The sequence below is a fragment of the Actinomadura sp. 3N407 genome (assembly GCF_052245875.1).
In the GTDB taxonomy this organism is placed as follows: domain Bacteria; phylum Actinomycetota; class Actinomycetes; order Streptosporangiales; family Streptosporangiaceae; genus Spirillospora.
This window is the reverse complement of the sequence record NZ_JBQQBP010000021.1, coordinates 90,255-103,490: the sequence shown is the minus strand read 5'-3', so window position 1 is coordinate 103,490 and position 13,236 is coordinate 90,255. Positions and strand designations below refer to the sequence as shown.

The following is a 13,236-nucleotide window of genomic DNA, read 5'->3' as shown; positions in this document are numbered from 1 at the left end:
CCGCCGGCCGCACCGTGAAACGCCGGCCGGTCAGGCGCGGCGGGACAGCTCCGCCTCTCCAGCGGCGCGCATCGCCTCCACGGGCACGTCCTCGCGGCCGGTCATCAGCGTCACCTGCCGGACGGCCTGGTGCAGCAGCATCTCGAACCCGCCGACGACGGTCCCTCCGGCCCGCCCGACCGCGGTCGCGAGCGCCGTGGGCCACGGCGCGTACACCACGTCGAACAGGGCGGCGCCCGAGGCGGCGACCGGCCCGGCGAACGCGTCCGCGGCCCGTCCCGGCAGCGTCGACACCACCAGTTCGGCGGCCGGCAGGTGCGCGGGCACCCGGTCGAGCGTCACGACCCGGACCGCGAGCCCGAACCGCTCGCCCACCTCGACCGCGCCGGCGGCGCGCTCCGGTGTCCGCACCGCGAGCACCGCCTCGTCCAGGCCGAGCCCCGCGAGCGCGGCCAGCGCGGACGCCGCGGTCGCGCCGCCGCCCAGCACCAGCGCGGGCGCCCCGCCGCCCGGCCGGGACGCCTTCACGCCCGCCTCGGTCAGCGCCGTCGCGATGCCGTGCACGTCGGTGTTGCCGCCGTGGCGCCGCCCGTCCCGCAGGACGATCGTGTTGACGCCGCCGACCTTCACCGCCAGGTCCGACACCGAATCCACCAGGTCCAGCGCGACGCGCTTGAGCGGCATGGTCAGCGACAGCCCCGCCCACTCGGGACCGAGACCGTCCAGGAGCGCCGCCAGATCCTCCTCGCCGCACTCGATCGCCTCGTAGGACCACCCGTCCAGCCCCATCGCGGCGTACGCCGCCCGGTGCAGCACCGGCGACAGCGAATGCGCGATCGGCGACCCCAGGACCGCGGCACGCCGGCCCGTCTCCCCCACTGCCACTCCTCAGCACGGTCGAAGGGGCGCGGCGGAGGCCCGCCGCGCCCGCCCGTCACGTCCGGTCTCCCGGGCCGGTCACCCGGGTCAGTTGCCCGGATTCGCCCGCTGCCAGGCCCGGAACTTCTTCTCCAGTTCCAGCTGCTGGTCATAGGTCGTGGCGAACTCGGTGATCTTGCGGGTGGGGTCGGTCGTGACGAAGAACAGCCACGTCCCCTCCTTCGGCGCCAGCGCCGCCTCGATCGCCGCGCTCCCCGGGTTCCCGATCGGACCCGGCGGCAGGCCCGTGTACTTGTAGGTGTTGTACGGGGAGTCGTACTTGAGGTCCTCGTTGGTCACCGTGAGCGTCCGCTTGTTGAGCGCGTACACCACCGTGCTGTCGAACTGCAGCTTCATGCCCTTGTCGATCCGGTTGTAGATCACCCGGGAGACCTTCGGCAGGTCGCTGGGCCTGGCGCCCTCCGCCTGGATCAGGCTGGCCAGCGTGATGACGGTCCCCGGGTTCAGCCCCGCTTCGCGCGCCTTGCCGACCAGGCCGCCGCTCTCCGCCTCCTCGTTGAAGCGGGTCACCATCTGCTTGAGGATCTGCGCGGCCGACCCGTTCGGGTCGAGGTCGTAGCGGCCCGGGTACAGGTACCCCTCCACCTTGCCCTTCGCGTACGGCGGCAGCCCGAGCCCCTCCGGCTTCTTCGCGGCCGCCTGGAACTCCTTCACCGATATCCCGGTCTTCTTCGACAGCAGCTCGAAGACCTCGGTGGCCCGCCGCCCCTCCGGAATCGTGATCTGGTTGCCGGCCCGCGACTTCGGGTCCAGCAGCAGCGCCATCGCCGCCGCGGACGACATCTTCAGCCGCATCTGGTAGAAGCCCGGCTGGATGGTGGAGGCGCGCGTCTCCTTGGTGTACACCTTGACGAACGCGCGGGAGCTCTTCACGACCTTGTGCTCCTCCAGCGTCGTCCCGATCTTCACGCCGGTGGCGCCGTCCTTGATCTGGACCGTGACATTCCCGGTGCCGTCGCCGTCGTAGTCCGGTGGGTTCCGCCGGTTGTCCAGCCACGCGTACCCGAGCACCCCTCCGGTGCCGAACACCGCCACCAGGAACGCCATCGCGAACAGCGCCGCTGCCCGGCCGTTGCGCCTGCGCCGCTTCTGCCGCTTGCGGGCGCGCCGCGGGTCCCGCCCGCCGGACCGCCCGTCCGGCGGCGGCCGCCCGTCGCCGTACGGATCTGAGAAGAGGTCCAAATCGTTCATGAGCTCCCCCGGACGATCTCTCCCGGGGGGCTCCCAGTCAACCGTTCCGCGTCAAGAACCGCCTGGAGCAGTACCGCCGCGGCGGCCTGATCGACGACCTTGCGCCGGGCCCGACCATTCACCCCGCCGGCCCGCAGGCCGCTCTCGGCGGTGACGGTGGTGAGCCTCTCGTCGTGCAACCGGACCGTTCCCGGGGGGAGGCGGTCCGCGAGCCGGTCCGCGAACCTGCGCGCCGCCTGCGCCGCCGGGCCCTCCCGGCCCGACAGCGACGTCGGCAGGCCCACGACGACCTCGATCGCCTCGTGTTCGGCGACGAGCTCCACAAGCCGGTCGATGTCCCCTTTGCCGCTCTTCACGGTCTCCAGGGGAGAAGCGAGTACCCCGCCCGGATCGCACCGCGCGACCCCGACCCGCACGCTCCCCACATCAACTCCCAACCGGACGCCCCGCCTCATCGCATCGGCTCCGGTCGCCTACCCCGAAACGCCGGGCTCACGCGGCCCCTACTGCTCGTTCGACCGCCGCGAGCGCATCGCCGATGGAGGCGGGGTCCGCGCCGCCGCCCTGGGCGAGGTCGTCCTTTCCGCCTCCGCCTCCGCCGAGGGCCTTGGCGGCTAGGCCGACGAGCCCGCCCGCCTTGAGGCCGCGTTCGCGGGCGCCCTCGGTGACGGCGACGACCACGACCGGGCGGTCCTTCGGCACGCCGGCGACCATGACGACGGCGGGACGGGCGATCAGCCGGCCGCGGATGTCGACGGCGAGCTTGCGCAGGTCGTCGGCGCCGGTGCCGTCCGGGGCGCGGTGGCCCACGAACGCGATGCCGCCGACGTCCCTGGCGGCGTCGGCGAGCGACCCCGCGATGGCGAGGACCTGCTGGGAACGGAGCTTGTCCAGTTCCTTCTCGGCGTCGCGGAGCCGGGTGACGACGCCGGAGATGCGTTCGGGCAGCTCCTCCTTGCGCGCCTTCATCTGCTCGGCGAGCTGCGCGACCAGCACGCTCTCGCGGGCCAGGAAACGGAACGCGTCGATGCCGACGAGGGCCTCGACGCGGCGGACGCCGGCGCCGATCGACGACTCTCCCAGCACCTTGATCAGTCCGAGCTGCCCGGACCGGGCGACGTGGGTGCCGCCGCACAGCTCGCGGGAGTAGTCGCCGACCTCCACGACCCGGACCTCGTCGCCGTACTTCTCGCCGAACAGGGCGAGCGCGCCCATCGCGCGGGCCTCGTCGATCGAGGTGTGGAAGGCGCGGACGTCCAGGTCGCCGACGAGCACCTCGTTGACCTCGTCCTCGACGTCGCGCAGGACGCTCACGGGGACGGCGCCGGACGCGGTGAAGTCGAACCGGAACCGGCCGGGCGAGTTCTCCGACCCGGCCTGCGCCGCGGACTCGCCGAGCGTGCGGCGGAACCCGGCGTGCACCATGTGGGTGGCGGTGTGCGAGCGGGAGATCGCACGGCGCCGCTCCACGTCGACCTCGGCGTGCGCGGAGTCGCCGGCCTGCGCCTCGCCGCTGCGGACGCGCCCGCGGTGCACGATGAGGCCCTGCAGGGGCGCCTGCACGTCGGTCACCTCGATGACGGCGCCGTTACCGAGCCGGATCAGGCCGTGGTCGGCGAGCTGCCCGCCGCCCTCGGCGTAGAAGGGGGTGCGGTCGAGGACGACCTCGACCTCGGTGCCCTCCCCGGCCGCCGGCACGCCGGCGCCGCCCACCAGCAGGCCGACGAGCCGGGCGTCGCCGAGCAGGTGGCCGTAGCCGATGAAGTCGACCTCGCCGCCGGCACCGGTGAGCAGCTCGTCGAGGACGGAGACGTCCAGGTTGCCGGTCCGCTTGTCGCGGGCGTCGCGCTTGGCGCGCTCCCGCTGCTCGCGCATGAGCCGCCGGAAGCCGTCCTCGTCGACCTGGAGGCCCTGCTCGGACGCCATCTCCAGGGTGAGGTCGATCGGGAAGCCGTAGGTGTCGTGCAGCTTGAACGCCTGCTCGCCGGCCAGCGTCGCGCCGCCGGTCCGCCTGGCGTCCTCGACGGCGGTGTCGAAGATGGCGGTGCCGGTGCGCAGCGTCTGGAGGAAGGAGTCCTCCTCGGCGTCGATGACCGTGTGGATGTTCGCGGCGGTGCGCTCCAGCTCGGGATACTGCTCGCCCATCGCCTTGATCGCGACGGCGGTCAGCTCGTGCATGAGGCCCGCGTCCTGGCCGCCGAGCAGCCGCAGGTTGCGGATGGAGCGGCGCAGGATGCGGCGCAGCACGTAGCCGCGGCCCTCGTTGCCGGGGCGGATGCCGTCCGCGACCATCATCGTCCCGCTGCGGACGTGGTCGGCGATGACCCGCAGCGACACGTCGGAGCGGTGGTCGCGGCCGTACTTGGCGCCGGTCAGCCCGGCGGCGCGGTCCAGGACCCGCCACAGGGTGTCGGTCTCGTAGATGTTGTCGACGCCCTGCAGGATCGCCGCCATGCGCTCCAGGCCCATGCCGGTGTCGATGTTCTTGGCGGGCAGGTCGCCGAGGATCGGGAAGTCGGTCTTGCTGTCGCCCGGCCCCCGCTCGAACTGCATGAAGACGAGGTTCCACACCTCGAGGTAGCGGTCCTCGTCGGCGACCGGGCCGCCCTCGCGCCCGTACTCGGGGCCGCGGTCGTAGTAGATCTCCGAGCAGGGGCCGCACGGGCCGGGGACGCCCATCGACCAGAAGTTGTCCTCCATGCCGCGCCGCTGGATCCGGTCGAGGGGGACGCCGACCTTGCCGTGCCAGATGTTGCGGGCCTCATCGTCGTCGTCGAAGACGGTGACCCACAGCTTCTCCTCCGGGAACCCGAAGCCGCCCTCGTCCCGCGACCGGGTCAGCAGCTCCCAGGCGAACGGGATCGCCAGCTCCTTGAAGTAGTCCCCGATGGAGAAGTTGCCCAGCATCTGGAAGAACGTGGCGTGCCGGGTGGTCTTGCCGACCTCCTCGATGTCCGGCGTCCGCACGCACTTCTGCGCGCTGGTCATCCGCTGGGACGGCGGGGTGCGCTGGCCGAGGAAGTACGGCTTGAACGGGACCATGCCGGCGTTGACCAGCAGCAGGGTCGGGTCCTCGGCGATCAGGCTGGCCGAGGGCACCACCAGGTGCCCGCGCTCCTCGAAGAACGTGAGGAAGCGGCGTGCGACCTCTGCCGACTCCATATCAGTGGCCATCCTTGTCGTTTTCGATGATCGTGTAACGCGCCTTGAGCACCCGGCGGGGCCCTGGACCCCGGTGGCCGGGAACCTCGGCGTCCGGCGGAGCCTGGTCCATGCGGACGGCCTCGCGCAACTCCTCTTCACGGGCACGCATCTCGGTACGCACGTCGGAGGCGAAATGCCTCAATCGCTCGCCCGCGCCCTGCCCGGTCGACACGGCCCGCGCCGCGACCCCCTCGGGGGACCAGGCGCGCGCGAACCGCTCGACGCGGCGCTTGACGCGGTGCGAGACGTAGACGCCGGCGCCGGCGCCGACCGAGACCCAGAACAGCCGCCTCATCTGCGTCCCTTACCCGAGGAGCGGGCCTGCAGCTGCGGCCGGCCGGACTCGGACGGCCCGTCGCCGTCCCGGCCGCCGAGCGCCTTGCGGACCCCGTAGGAGAACGCGGCGGCCTTCACCAGCGGGCCGCCCACCACGGAGGTCATGACGGTGGTGACGGCCGAGACGTTCTGGGTGACGCCGGCGACCTGCTTGGTGATGACGTCGGTGCGGCCGAGCTGCTCGTTGGCGCTCTTCACCGTCCGGGTCATGTCGTCCATCAGCGGGCCCGCCTGGTCGCCGATGTCGTGGACGACCTTGCTCGCCTCGCCGAGGAGGCGTGAGAGCTTCAGCAGGGTGAGCGCGATGAACGAGACGAGCACCGCCCAGAACACCGCCACGATGAGACCTGCCAACTGTCCACCAGTGAGCATCAGGGCTTTCCGTTCGCGTGAGTTCGGCTCGGGGGCCGGGCATGGCGTGACAGACCTTACCGTTCCACCGGCCCGCATGCCGGGAGCACCGGCCAGGGAAGATCGGTCAGTGCCGGTCCGCCGAGCCGCGCAGGACCGAGCGGATCCGCGCGAGGACCTCGGTGAACCGGGATTCGGCGCCGTGCCTGGTCGGGCGATAGTACTCCCGCCCGTTCACCGCGTCGGGGGCGTACTGCTGTTCGACCACCCCGCCGGGATGGTCGTGCGCGTACTTGTAGCCCTCCCCGTGCCCGATCTTCGCCGCGCCCTTGTAGTGCGCGTCGCGCAGATGGCCGGGGACGGCCCCGACGAGGCCCTTGCGCACGTCGCCGAGCGCCTCGTCGACCGCCGTGATCACCGCGTTGGACTTGGGGGCCATGGACAGGTGTATCACCGCCTGGGCGAGGTTGATGCGGGCCTCGGGCAGGCCGACGAACTCGACCGCCTGCGCGGCGGCGACCGCCGTCTGCAGTGCGGTCGGGTCGGCCATGCCGACGTCCTCGCTGGCATGGACGATCAGCCGCCGGGCGATGAACCGCGGATCCTCCCCGGCCTCGATCATGCGGGCGAGGTAGTGCAGCGCCGCGTCGACGTCGCTGCCGCGAATGCTCTTGATGAACGCGCTGATCACATCGTAGTGCTGGTCGCCCTCGCGGTCATAGCGGACGGCGGCCCGGTCGACGGCCTTCTCCAGGACGCCGACGTCGATCACGCCGCCGTCCTCGACCACCAGTGAGGCGGCCTCCAGGTAGGTGAGGGCGCGCCGGGCGTCCCCGCCGGCCAGCCGGATGAGATGATCCTCGGCGGCGGGGTCGAGGCCGGCCGCGCCGTCCAGGCCGCGCTCCTCGGTGAGCGCCCGGTGGATCACCTCGCGCAGGTCGTCCTCGCCGAGCGGCTCCAGGGTGAGCAGCAGCGAGCGCGACAGCAGCGGGCTGATGACGGAGAAGAACGGATTCTCGGTGGTGGCGCCGATGAAGGAGACCCAGCGGTTCTCCACGGCGGGCAGGAGCGCGTCCTGCTGCGCCTTGTTGAACCGGTGGACCTCGTCGACGAACATGACGGTCTGCCGTCCCGTCATGCCGAGTTCGCGCCTGGCCAGGTCGATCTCCGCGCGGACGCGTTTGACGCCGTCGCTGACCGCGGAGATCTCCACGAACCGCCTGGACGTGACATGGCTGACGACCGTGGCGAGCGTGGTCTTGCCGGTGCCCGGCGGCCCCCACAGGACGAGCGACATCGGCACGTCCCGGTCGACGAGCTGCCGGATCGGGGTGCCGGGGCCGAGGAGATGGCCCTGGCCGACGACCTCATCCAGCGCGCGGGGACGCATCCGCACGGCGAGGGGACGCCCGGCCCCGCCGGTGCCGGACGCGGCCGGGGACGCCCGGTCCGGGTACGCGCCGCCCGGGGGCGCACTGCCGCCCGGAGCGGCCCCCGCCTCCGCCGGCGCGTCGAAAAGGCCCTCCGGCTCGCCCGATTCAGCCCTGCTGGTCACGCTCCGACACTATCTGCCGGTGCGGACATCCCCGGCACTCCGGCCGGGCGGGAACCCGGGGCACGGCTGTGGCGTTGGAACAGCCCGGAAGACACATTCGGGAGCGTGACGGTGTCCGGTACGACCCCGCGCCGGCGGCACGGGCTGGCAGGGCTGCTCGCGATCCTCTTCGTCGTGGGCGGGCTCATCTTCAGCTATGGGCTCGGCCATGCGCCCGTGGCGCGCGTGTGCACCGAGCACGCCGTCAGCGCGCCCTCCGGCGTCGTGGCCTCCTCCACCGGCGTTTCGCCCATCCAGGGCCTCCAAGGCCTTCAGAGCTCCGCTGAGCCCGCGCTGGCCGCGCCCCTGGAGAGGAAGCCCCCGCTGACTCCGATGAACGCGTGCCTGTGCCTGGCGGTGCTGTTCACCCTCGTCCTGCTCGGCCTGGCCACCGGTCTCAGACGTCCGGCCTTCCGCCTTCCCGCACGCGTCGGCTGGACGCTCGCCCTGCCGTCCGGCGGCACGTCCGCGCCCGCGCCCTGGCCCTCACTCCAGGTGCTCCGGCTGTAAAGGACCGGCCGCAAGGCCCGGGCACCGCCATGTCAACGCGACGTGGCGCCGCCACCATGTCCCGCACAGCCACACCACCCCTGAGAGGACCCGCTCGTGTCCAAGAGCGCCCGCAACAAGGCCGCCCGCAACAAGAACACACGCAAGAACGCACTCACCAAGCCCGAGGTGCCGTGGGGCACCATCGCCTTCTTCACCGTGATCGGCCTTGTGGCGTTCATCGCCATCGGCTACGCGTTCATGCAGTCCAGGTCGTCCGGCGGTGACTCCGCGTCCATCGCCGGGATGGTGACGAAGGACGACCTGAGCCGCGACCACGTCACCGGCGCCGTCGACTACGAGACCGACCCGCCGATGGGCGGCGAGCACGACGGCGCCTGGCAGAACTGCAACGGCCGCGTCTACGACTCACCGCTCCGCAACGAGAACGCCGTGCACTCCCTGGAGCACGGCGCCGTCTGGATCACCTACCGTCCCGGGCTCGCCTCCGACCAGCTCGACGCGCTCAAGGCCAAGGTCACCGGCACCGACTACACGTTCCTGAGCCCGTACCCGTCCCTGGACGCCCCGATCGCGCTCAACGCCTGGGGCAGGCAGGTCAAGGTCCAGGAAGCGTCCGACCCGCGCGTGGACGCGTTCCTTCGCGCCTTCGTGAAGGGCCCCCAGACGCCTGAGCCCGGCGCGCCCTGCGACGGCGCCAAGGACACACCGTGAGCGGTGAGACGCCCCGGGGACGGCGGCCCGCCGTCGTCCTCGCCGTCCTCGTCCTGCTCACCGGCGTGGCGCTGGTGGCGCTGACCATGTACCGCTCGGGCGAACCGGGCACCGGCGGCCCCGAGGCCGGGTTCGCCCGCGACATGAGCACCCACCACGCCCAGGCGGTGCGGATGTCGTTCATCGTCAGGGACCGGACGGACGACCGCGACGTCCGCCTCCTGGCCTACGACATCATCAACACCCAGTCGGCGCAGATCGGCATGATGACCGCCTGGCTGGACGAGTGGGGACTGCCCAAGGCCGACCCGGCGGGCCCCATGCGCTGGATGTCGGGGCACGCGGGCCACGGCGGCGGCGCGGCCGCGATGCCGGGGATGGCGACGCGCGAGCAGCTCGCCGGCCTGGAGAAGGCGTCCGGCCGCGCCGCCGAGGCTCTGTTCCTGCGCCTGATGATCGCCCACCATCGCGGCGGCGTCGACATGGCGGAGGCGGTGCTCACCCTCACCGGCCACGACCGGGTCCGCCGGCTCGCCCGGACGATGGTGGAGGGCCAGCGGGCGGAGATCACCCAGATGAACGCGATGCTGCGGCAGCGGGACGCCTGACGCGCCCGTGAGGCGACCTTCGCGATAGCGCTTGACAGGGCGGTCGGATCGCGCGTCACTGACCACCATGGCTCAGAACCTCAGCGGCTACCACCGGGCCCTCGACCTCTTCGAGGGCCTGGTGGCCGGCGTTCCCCGGGACGGCTGGGACGTGCCGTCGCCCTGCGAGGGGTGGACCGCCCGGGACGTCGCCGGCCACGTGACCGGCGGCCAGTACCTGATCCGGGCGCTGGCCGGCGGTGAGCCCGAGCCCGACATCGGCCGCGCCCCGGCCCGGTTCGTCCCGGGGGACGTCCTCATGAGCTGGCGGACGGCCCGCAAGGAGTGCGCCGCCGCCCTGACCCCCGCCGCGCTGAGCCGCCCCATCCCGTTCGACGGCCTGGGCGAGCTGCCGCTGGCCGACTATCTGGAGGGCTACATCCTGGAGCCGCTGGTGCACGCCTGGGACCTGGCCAGGTCGACGGGCCAGCCGTCCCGCCTGGACGCCGACCTCGTCCACCACGCGTTCGCGACCGCCCAGGTCATCGCCGCCCCGCTCCGGGCCGCGGGGCACCTGGCCCCGCCCCTCCCGTCCCCCCGAGGCGCCGACGAGCAGACGAGGATGCTCGCCTTCCTCGGGAGAAGCGCCCTCACCTGAGCCACCGCCCGCACCTGAACCGTGGCGTGAGGATCGCCTGCGTCGCAACGGGATTCCAGGGGGCGCCCGTCCTGGGCTGACACGGCCCCTGGGAGTTGGAGTTCACGAGAATTCGGCGAGGGTGCGTTCGGCCTCTTCGAGCCAGGCCCGGCGGGCGGTGAGGGCTTCCTCGGTTTCCTTGATCTCTTTTTCGCGGCCGTTGTCGCGTGCCTTGGTGAGGCGCTTCTCCAGCTGCTCGATGGAGGTGCGCAGCTGGTCGACGGTGGCCTCGGCGCGGGCGCGGGCCTCGGGGTTGGTGCGGCGCCACTCGTTCTCCTCGGCGGCGCGGACGGTCTCCTCGATCTTGCGGAGCCGGCCTTCGAGGCGGTCGCGCTGGTCGCGGGGGACCATGCCGGCGGCCTCCCAGCGTTCCTGGACGGCGCGCAGCGCCTGCCTGGCCTGCCGGACGTCCCGGACGGGCAGCAGCCGCTCGGCCTCGGCGAGGATCTTCTCCTTCTCCTCGGCGTTCCCGCGGAACTCGGCGTCGCGTTCGGCGAACGCGGCGCTGCGGGCCTGGAAGAAGGTGTCCTGGGCTCCTTTGAAGCGGGCCCAGAGGTCTTCCTCGGCGTCCCGGGAGGCGCGGCCGGCCATCTTCCAGCGGCGCATCAGGTCGCGGTAGGCGGCGGCCGTCTCGCCCCAGTCGGTGGAGCCCGACATCGCCTCGGCCTCGGCGACGAGGCGCTCCTTCTCCCTGCGGGACTCCTCGCGCTGGTCGTCCAGGGTGGCGAAGTAGACCTTGCGGCGCTTGGTGAAGGCGTTGCGGGCGGCCGACAGCCGCTTCCACAGGGCGGTCTCGGTGGGCCGGTCGATGCGGTCGGCGGCCTTCCACTCCTCGACGAGCTGGCGCAGGCGCTCGCCGCCGTTCTTCCAGTGGGTCTCCTCGACGGCGATCCGCTCGGCCTCGGCGACGATCCGCTCCTTGATCTCGCGGGCCTCGTGGCGGTGCTGCTCGCGCTGGGCCTTGACCTCCTCGCGGCGCCGCCCGACCTGCTCGGTGAGGGTGTCGAGGCGCCGCCCGAGGGAGTCGAGGTCGCCGACGGCGTGCGCCCCGGCGACGGCCTCGCGGAGCCGGTCGATGCTCTGCTGCGCCTGGGCGGGCTGCAGGTCGGTGGTGCGTATCCGCTGTTCGAGCAGGCCGATCTCGGTGACGAGCGCGTCGTACTTGCGCTTGAAGTAGGCCAGGGCCTCTTCGGGGGCGCCGGCCTGCCAGGATCCGACGACCCGCTCGCCCTCGGACGTCGTGACATACACGGTGCCGTCCTCGTCCACCCGGCCCCAGGGATCGGTCGCGCTGGACACCCTTGCCTCCTGAATCGCGGGTCCGAATGTGCTCGAAGCCACCGGACCCTCCACACCTTAGTATCCCGTTCGCCTATTTCCCGGCGATCGAGACGTCCTGGATCGTGACCTTCTTCTTGGGCGCGCCGTCGCCCTTGGGGTCCGAGCCGCCCCCGGCGATCTCCTTCACCACGTCCAGCCCCTTGGTGATCTTTCCGAACACGGTGTAGTCGGGAGGGAGCTCCGAGTCCTTGTACACCATGAAGAACTGGCTGCCGTTGGAGTCCGGGAGCCTGCTGTGCGCCATGGCGAGCGTGCCCGCCGTGTACTTGGCGCCTTCGGTGTTCTCGTTGGCGAACTGGTAGCCCGGGCCGCCCGTGCCCTTGCCCGTGGGGTCGCCGCACTGCAGGACGTTGAGTCCGCCGCTGGTGAGCCGGTGGCACTCGCTCTTGTCGTAGAAGTTCTTCTCGGCCAGGAACGCGAAGGAGTTGACGGTGCAGGGCGCGTTCTCGCCGTCCAGCTCCATCACGACCTCACCGTGGTTGGTCTTGACGGTCGCCTTCACCGTGCCCTTGTGAGCCGGCTTGACGGGCGGTGTCCCGAGGTCCTTGGGGGCCCCGGGCACCGACGCCGGCTTGTAGGCGCACTCCCCCGGCTCGGCCTGCGGCGTCGCGGACGCCTTCGCGTCCGCCGCGTCGGACTCGTCGTCCTTGCCGGTGAACGCGACGATCGCGGCGCCGCCGACGACGATGGCGGCCACCGCGGCGGCCGAGCCTATGATCTTGAGCCGGCGCGCCTTCGCCGCCTCCTGGGCCCGCCGCTGCTCCTGCCGCTCGTAACGTTGCCGCGCGAGCTGCTTCTTGCGGTCCTTCCCCGCCACGTGGCTGCTCCTCCGGTGTGATCAGGTGAACGTGCAGCGCATAGTAGCGGTCCCCGGGAGTGAACGCGTCTCCGCTTTCAGGGAGCGCTTTCCCGTCCGCAGCGCGCCCGGCGGGCGACACGGCGACCGCTATCTCGTTCGCGGTGGCCGCGGCCGCGCCGGTACCCTCGGACAAGCCCACCCGAGATGGTTCGAAGGAAGGACGACCGTGCTCGTCGCCGGGTTCCCCGCTGGATCTTTCGCCGCGAACTGCTATGTCGTGGCGCCCGCCGCGGGTGAGGAGTGCGTCATCATCGACCCCGGCCAGGACGCCGAGGCCGGGATCGAGGAGATCCTGCGCGAGCACCGGCTGAAGCCGGTCGCGGTGCTTCTGACGCACGGTCATATCGATCATGTCTGGTCGGTGGCCCCCGTCTGCGGCGCCAAGGACGTGCCCGCCTACATCCATCCGGACGACCGCGACCTGCTCACCGATCCGGCGAAGGGACTGTCGCTGGGCGCCGGGCAGCAGCTGTTCGGGGGCCTGGAGCTGTCCGAGCCGGACGACGTCGAGGAACTGGCCGACGGGGCGGCGCTGAAGCTGGCCGGGCTGAGCTTCACCGTCGACCACGCGCCCGGCCATACGCCCGGGTCGGTGACGTTCCGGACACCGAGGACGCAGGAGATCCCGGACGTGATGTTCACCGGGGACCTGCTGTTCGCGGGGTCCATCGGGCGCACCGACCTGCCGGGCGGATCCTACGAGGAGATCCTCACGAGCCTGTCCAGGGTGTGCCTCACCATGCCCGACGAGACGGCCGTCCTGCCCGGCCACGGGACGCAGACCACAATCGGCCGCGAGCGCGCCACCAACCCGTTCCTCACCGAGCTTTCGCCGGGGGGGTCAGAGGGGTCCTCCCCCCTGAGTGACTCGGGGGCTCCCGCGGACGGCCCCGGCAAGGGATTCTGAGCCTAA

The 13,236-nt window shown here is 72.1% G+C and carries 14 protein-coding genes; 5 read left to right on the top strand and 9 right to left on the bottom strand.

Annotation, left to right across the window (positions count from 1 at the left end; translation table 11 throughout):
- Positions 1–30: 30 nt before the first annotated feature.
- From ACTWPP_RS37685 to ACTWPP_RS37655, 7 genes are all read right to left on the bottom strand, one after another.
- Positions 31–879 carry a shikimate dehydrogenase gene (locus ACTWPP_RS37685; protein WP_443109219.1) on the bottom strand — a complete coding sequence of 283 codons (849 nt, stop codon included), beginning with the start codon at positions 877–879 and terminating at the stop codon, positions 31–33.
- A gap of 87 nt (positions 880–966) precedes the next feature.
- Positions 967–2,130, bottom strand: a complete 1,164-nt coding sequence (gene mltG / locus ACTWPP_RS37680) for an endolytic transglycosylase MltG (RefSeq protein WP_443109218.1) — start codon at positions 2,128–2,130, stop codon at positions 967–969.
- Positions 2,127–2,585 carry a Holliday junction resolvase RuvX gene (ruvX, locus tag ACTWPP_RS37675; protein WP_443109217.1) on the bottom strand — a complete coding sequence of 153 codons (459 nt, stop codon included), beginning with the start codon at positions 2,583–2,585 and terminating at the stop codon, positions 2,127–2,129. Before ruvX ends, mltG begins: the two co-directional genes overlap by 4 nt.
- 37 nt (positions 2,586–2,622) lie before the next feature.
- Complete coding sequence (alaS, locus tag ACTWPP_RS37670) at positions 2,623–5,292, bottom strand: alanine--tRNA ligase (RefSeq protein WP_443109216.1); 2,670 nt, start codon at positions 5,290–5,292, stop codon at positions 2,623–2,625.
- 1 nt (position 5,293) lies between these two features.
- On the bottom strand, positions 5,294–5,629 hold the full coding sequence (locus tag ACTWPP_RS37665) for a hypothetical protein (RefSeq protein ID WP_443109215.1): 336 nt from the start codon (positions 5,627–5,629) through the stop codon (positions 5,294–5,296).
- On the bottom strand, positions 5,626–6,042 hold the full coding sequence (locus tag ACTWPP_RS37660; protein WP_443109214.1) for a DUF948 domain-containing protein: 417 nt from the start codon (positions 6,040–6,042) through the stop codon (positions 5,626–5,628). The genes ACTWPP_RS37665 and ACTWPP_RS37660 overlap by 4 nt, the downstream gene beginning before the upstream one ends.
- A gap of 106 nt (positions 6,043–6,148) precedes the next feature.
- Positions 6,149–7,411: a replication-associated recombination protein A gene (locus ACTWPP_RS37655; protein ID WP_443109247.1), complete on the bottom strand. Its 1,263-nt coding sequence runs from the start codon at positions 7,409–7,411 to the stop codon at positions 6,149–6,151.
- Between the two features lie 270 nt (positions 7,412–7,681).
- Here ACTWPP_RS37655 and ACTWPP_RS37650 point away from each other — a divergent pair, with 270 nt between their 5' ends.
- The 4 genes from ACTWPP_RS37650 to ACTWPP_RS37635 all read left to right on the top strand — a co-directional run bounded on the left by ACTWPP_RS37650 (position 7,682) and on the right by ACTWPP_RS37635 (position 10,084).
- Complete coding sequence (locus ACTWPP_RS37650; protein ID WP_443109213.1) at positions 7,682–8,125, top strand: hypothetical protein; 444 nt, start codon at positions 7,682–7,684, stop codon at positions 8,123–8,125.
- A 96-nt stretch (positions 8,126–8,221) separates the two neighbouring features.
- On the top strand, positions 8,222–8,839 hold the full coding sequence (locus ACTWPP_RS37645; protein ID WP_443109212.1) for a DUF3105 domain-containing protein: 618 nt from the start codon (positions 8,222–8,224) through the stop codon (positions 8,837–8,839).
- Positions 8,836–9,447 (top strand): DUF305 domain-containing protein, encoded by a 612-nt coding sequence (locus ACTWPP_RS37640; protein ID WP_443109211.1) that lies wholly within the window; start codon positions 8,836–8,838, stop codon positions 9,445–9,447. Before ACTWPP_RS37645 ends, ACTWPP_RS37640 begins: the two co-directional genes overlap by 4 nt.
- Positions 9,448–9,514: 67 nt before the next feature.
- Complete coding sequence (locus ACTWPP_RS37635) at positions 9,515–10,084, top strand: TIGR03086 family metal-binding protein (RefSeq protein ID WP_443109210.1); 570 nt, start codon at positions 9,515–9,517, stop codon at positions 10,082–10,084.
- Between the two features lie 102 nt (positions 10,085–10,186).
- On the opposite strand, the gene ACTWPP_RS37630 is transcribed toward ACTWPP_RS37635, so the two are convergent.
- Positions 10,187–11,422, bottom strand: coding sequence for a DUF349 domain-containing protein (locus tag ACTWPP_RS37630; RefSeq protein WP_443109209.1), 1,236 nt, complete (start codon positions 11,420–11,422; stop codon positions 10,187–10,189).
- Between the two features lie 73 nt (positions 11,423–11,495).
- Positions 11,496–12,281, bottom strand: a complete 786-nt coding sequence (locus tag ACTWPP_RS37625; RefSeq protein WP_443109208.1) for a peptidylprolyl isomerase — start codon at positions 12,279–12,281, stop codon at positions 11,496–11,498.
- Between the two features lie 208 nt (positions 12,282–12,489).
- On the opposite strand from ACTWPP_RS37625, the gene ACTWPP_RS37620 reads away from it, so the two are divergent.
- Positions 12,490–13,230 (top strand): MBL fold metallo-hydrolase, encoded by a 741-nt coding sequence (locus tag ACTWPP_RS37620; RefSeq protein ID WP_443109207.1) that lies wholly within the window; start codon positions 12,490–12,492, stop codon positions 13,228–13,230.
- Positions 13,231–13,236: the final 6 nt, after the last annotated feature.

Excerpts from the sequence above, each read along its gene's own strand:
- ACTWPP_RS37660 (WP_443109214.1), bottom strand. The coding sequence starts at position 6,042 with ATGCTCACTGGTGGACAGTTGGCAGGTCTCATCGTGGCGGTGTTCTGG.
- alaS (WP_443109216.1), bottom strand. The coding sequence starts at position 5,292 with ATGGAGTCGGCAGAGGTCGCACGCCGCTTCCTCACGTTCTTCGAGGAG.
- ACTWPP_RS37665 (WP_443109215.1), bottom strand. The coding sequence starts at position 5,629 with ATGAGGCGGCTGTTCTGGGTCTCGGTCGGCGCCGGCGCCGGCGTCTAC.
- ACTWPP_RS37655 (WP_443109247.1), bottom strand. The coding sequence starts at position 7,411 with ATGCGTCCCCGCGCGCTGGATGAGGTCGTCGGCCAGGGCCATCTCCTC.
- mltG (WP_443109218.1), bottom strand. The coding sequence starts at position 2,130 with ATGAACGATTTGGACCTCTTCTCAGATCCGTACGGCGACGGGCGGCCG.
- ACTWPP_RS37635 (WP_443109210.1), top strand. The coding sequence starts at position 9,515 with ATGGCTCAGAACCTCAGCGGCTACCACCGGGCCCTCGACCTCTTCGAG.
- ruvX (WP_443109217.1), bottom strand. The coding sequence starts at position 2,585 with ATGAGGCGGGGCGTCCGGTTGGGAGTTGATGTGGGGAGCGTGCGGGTC.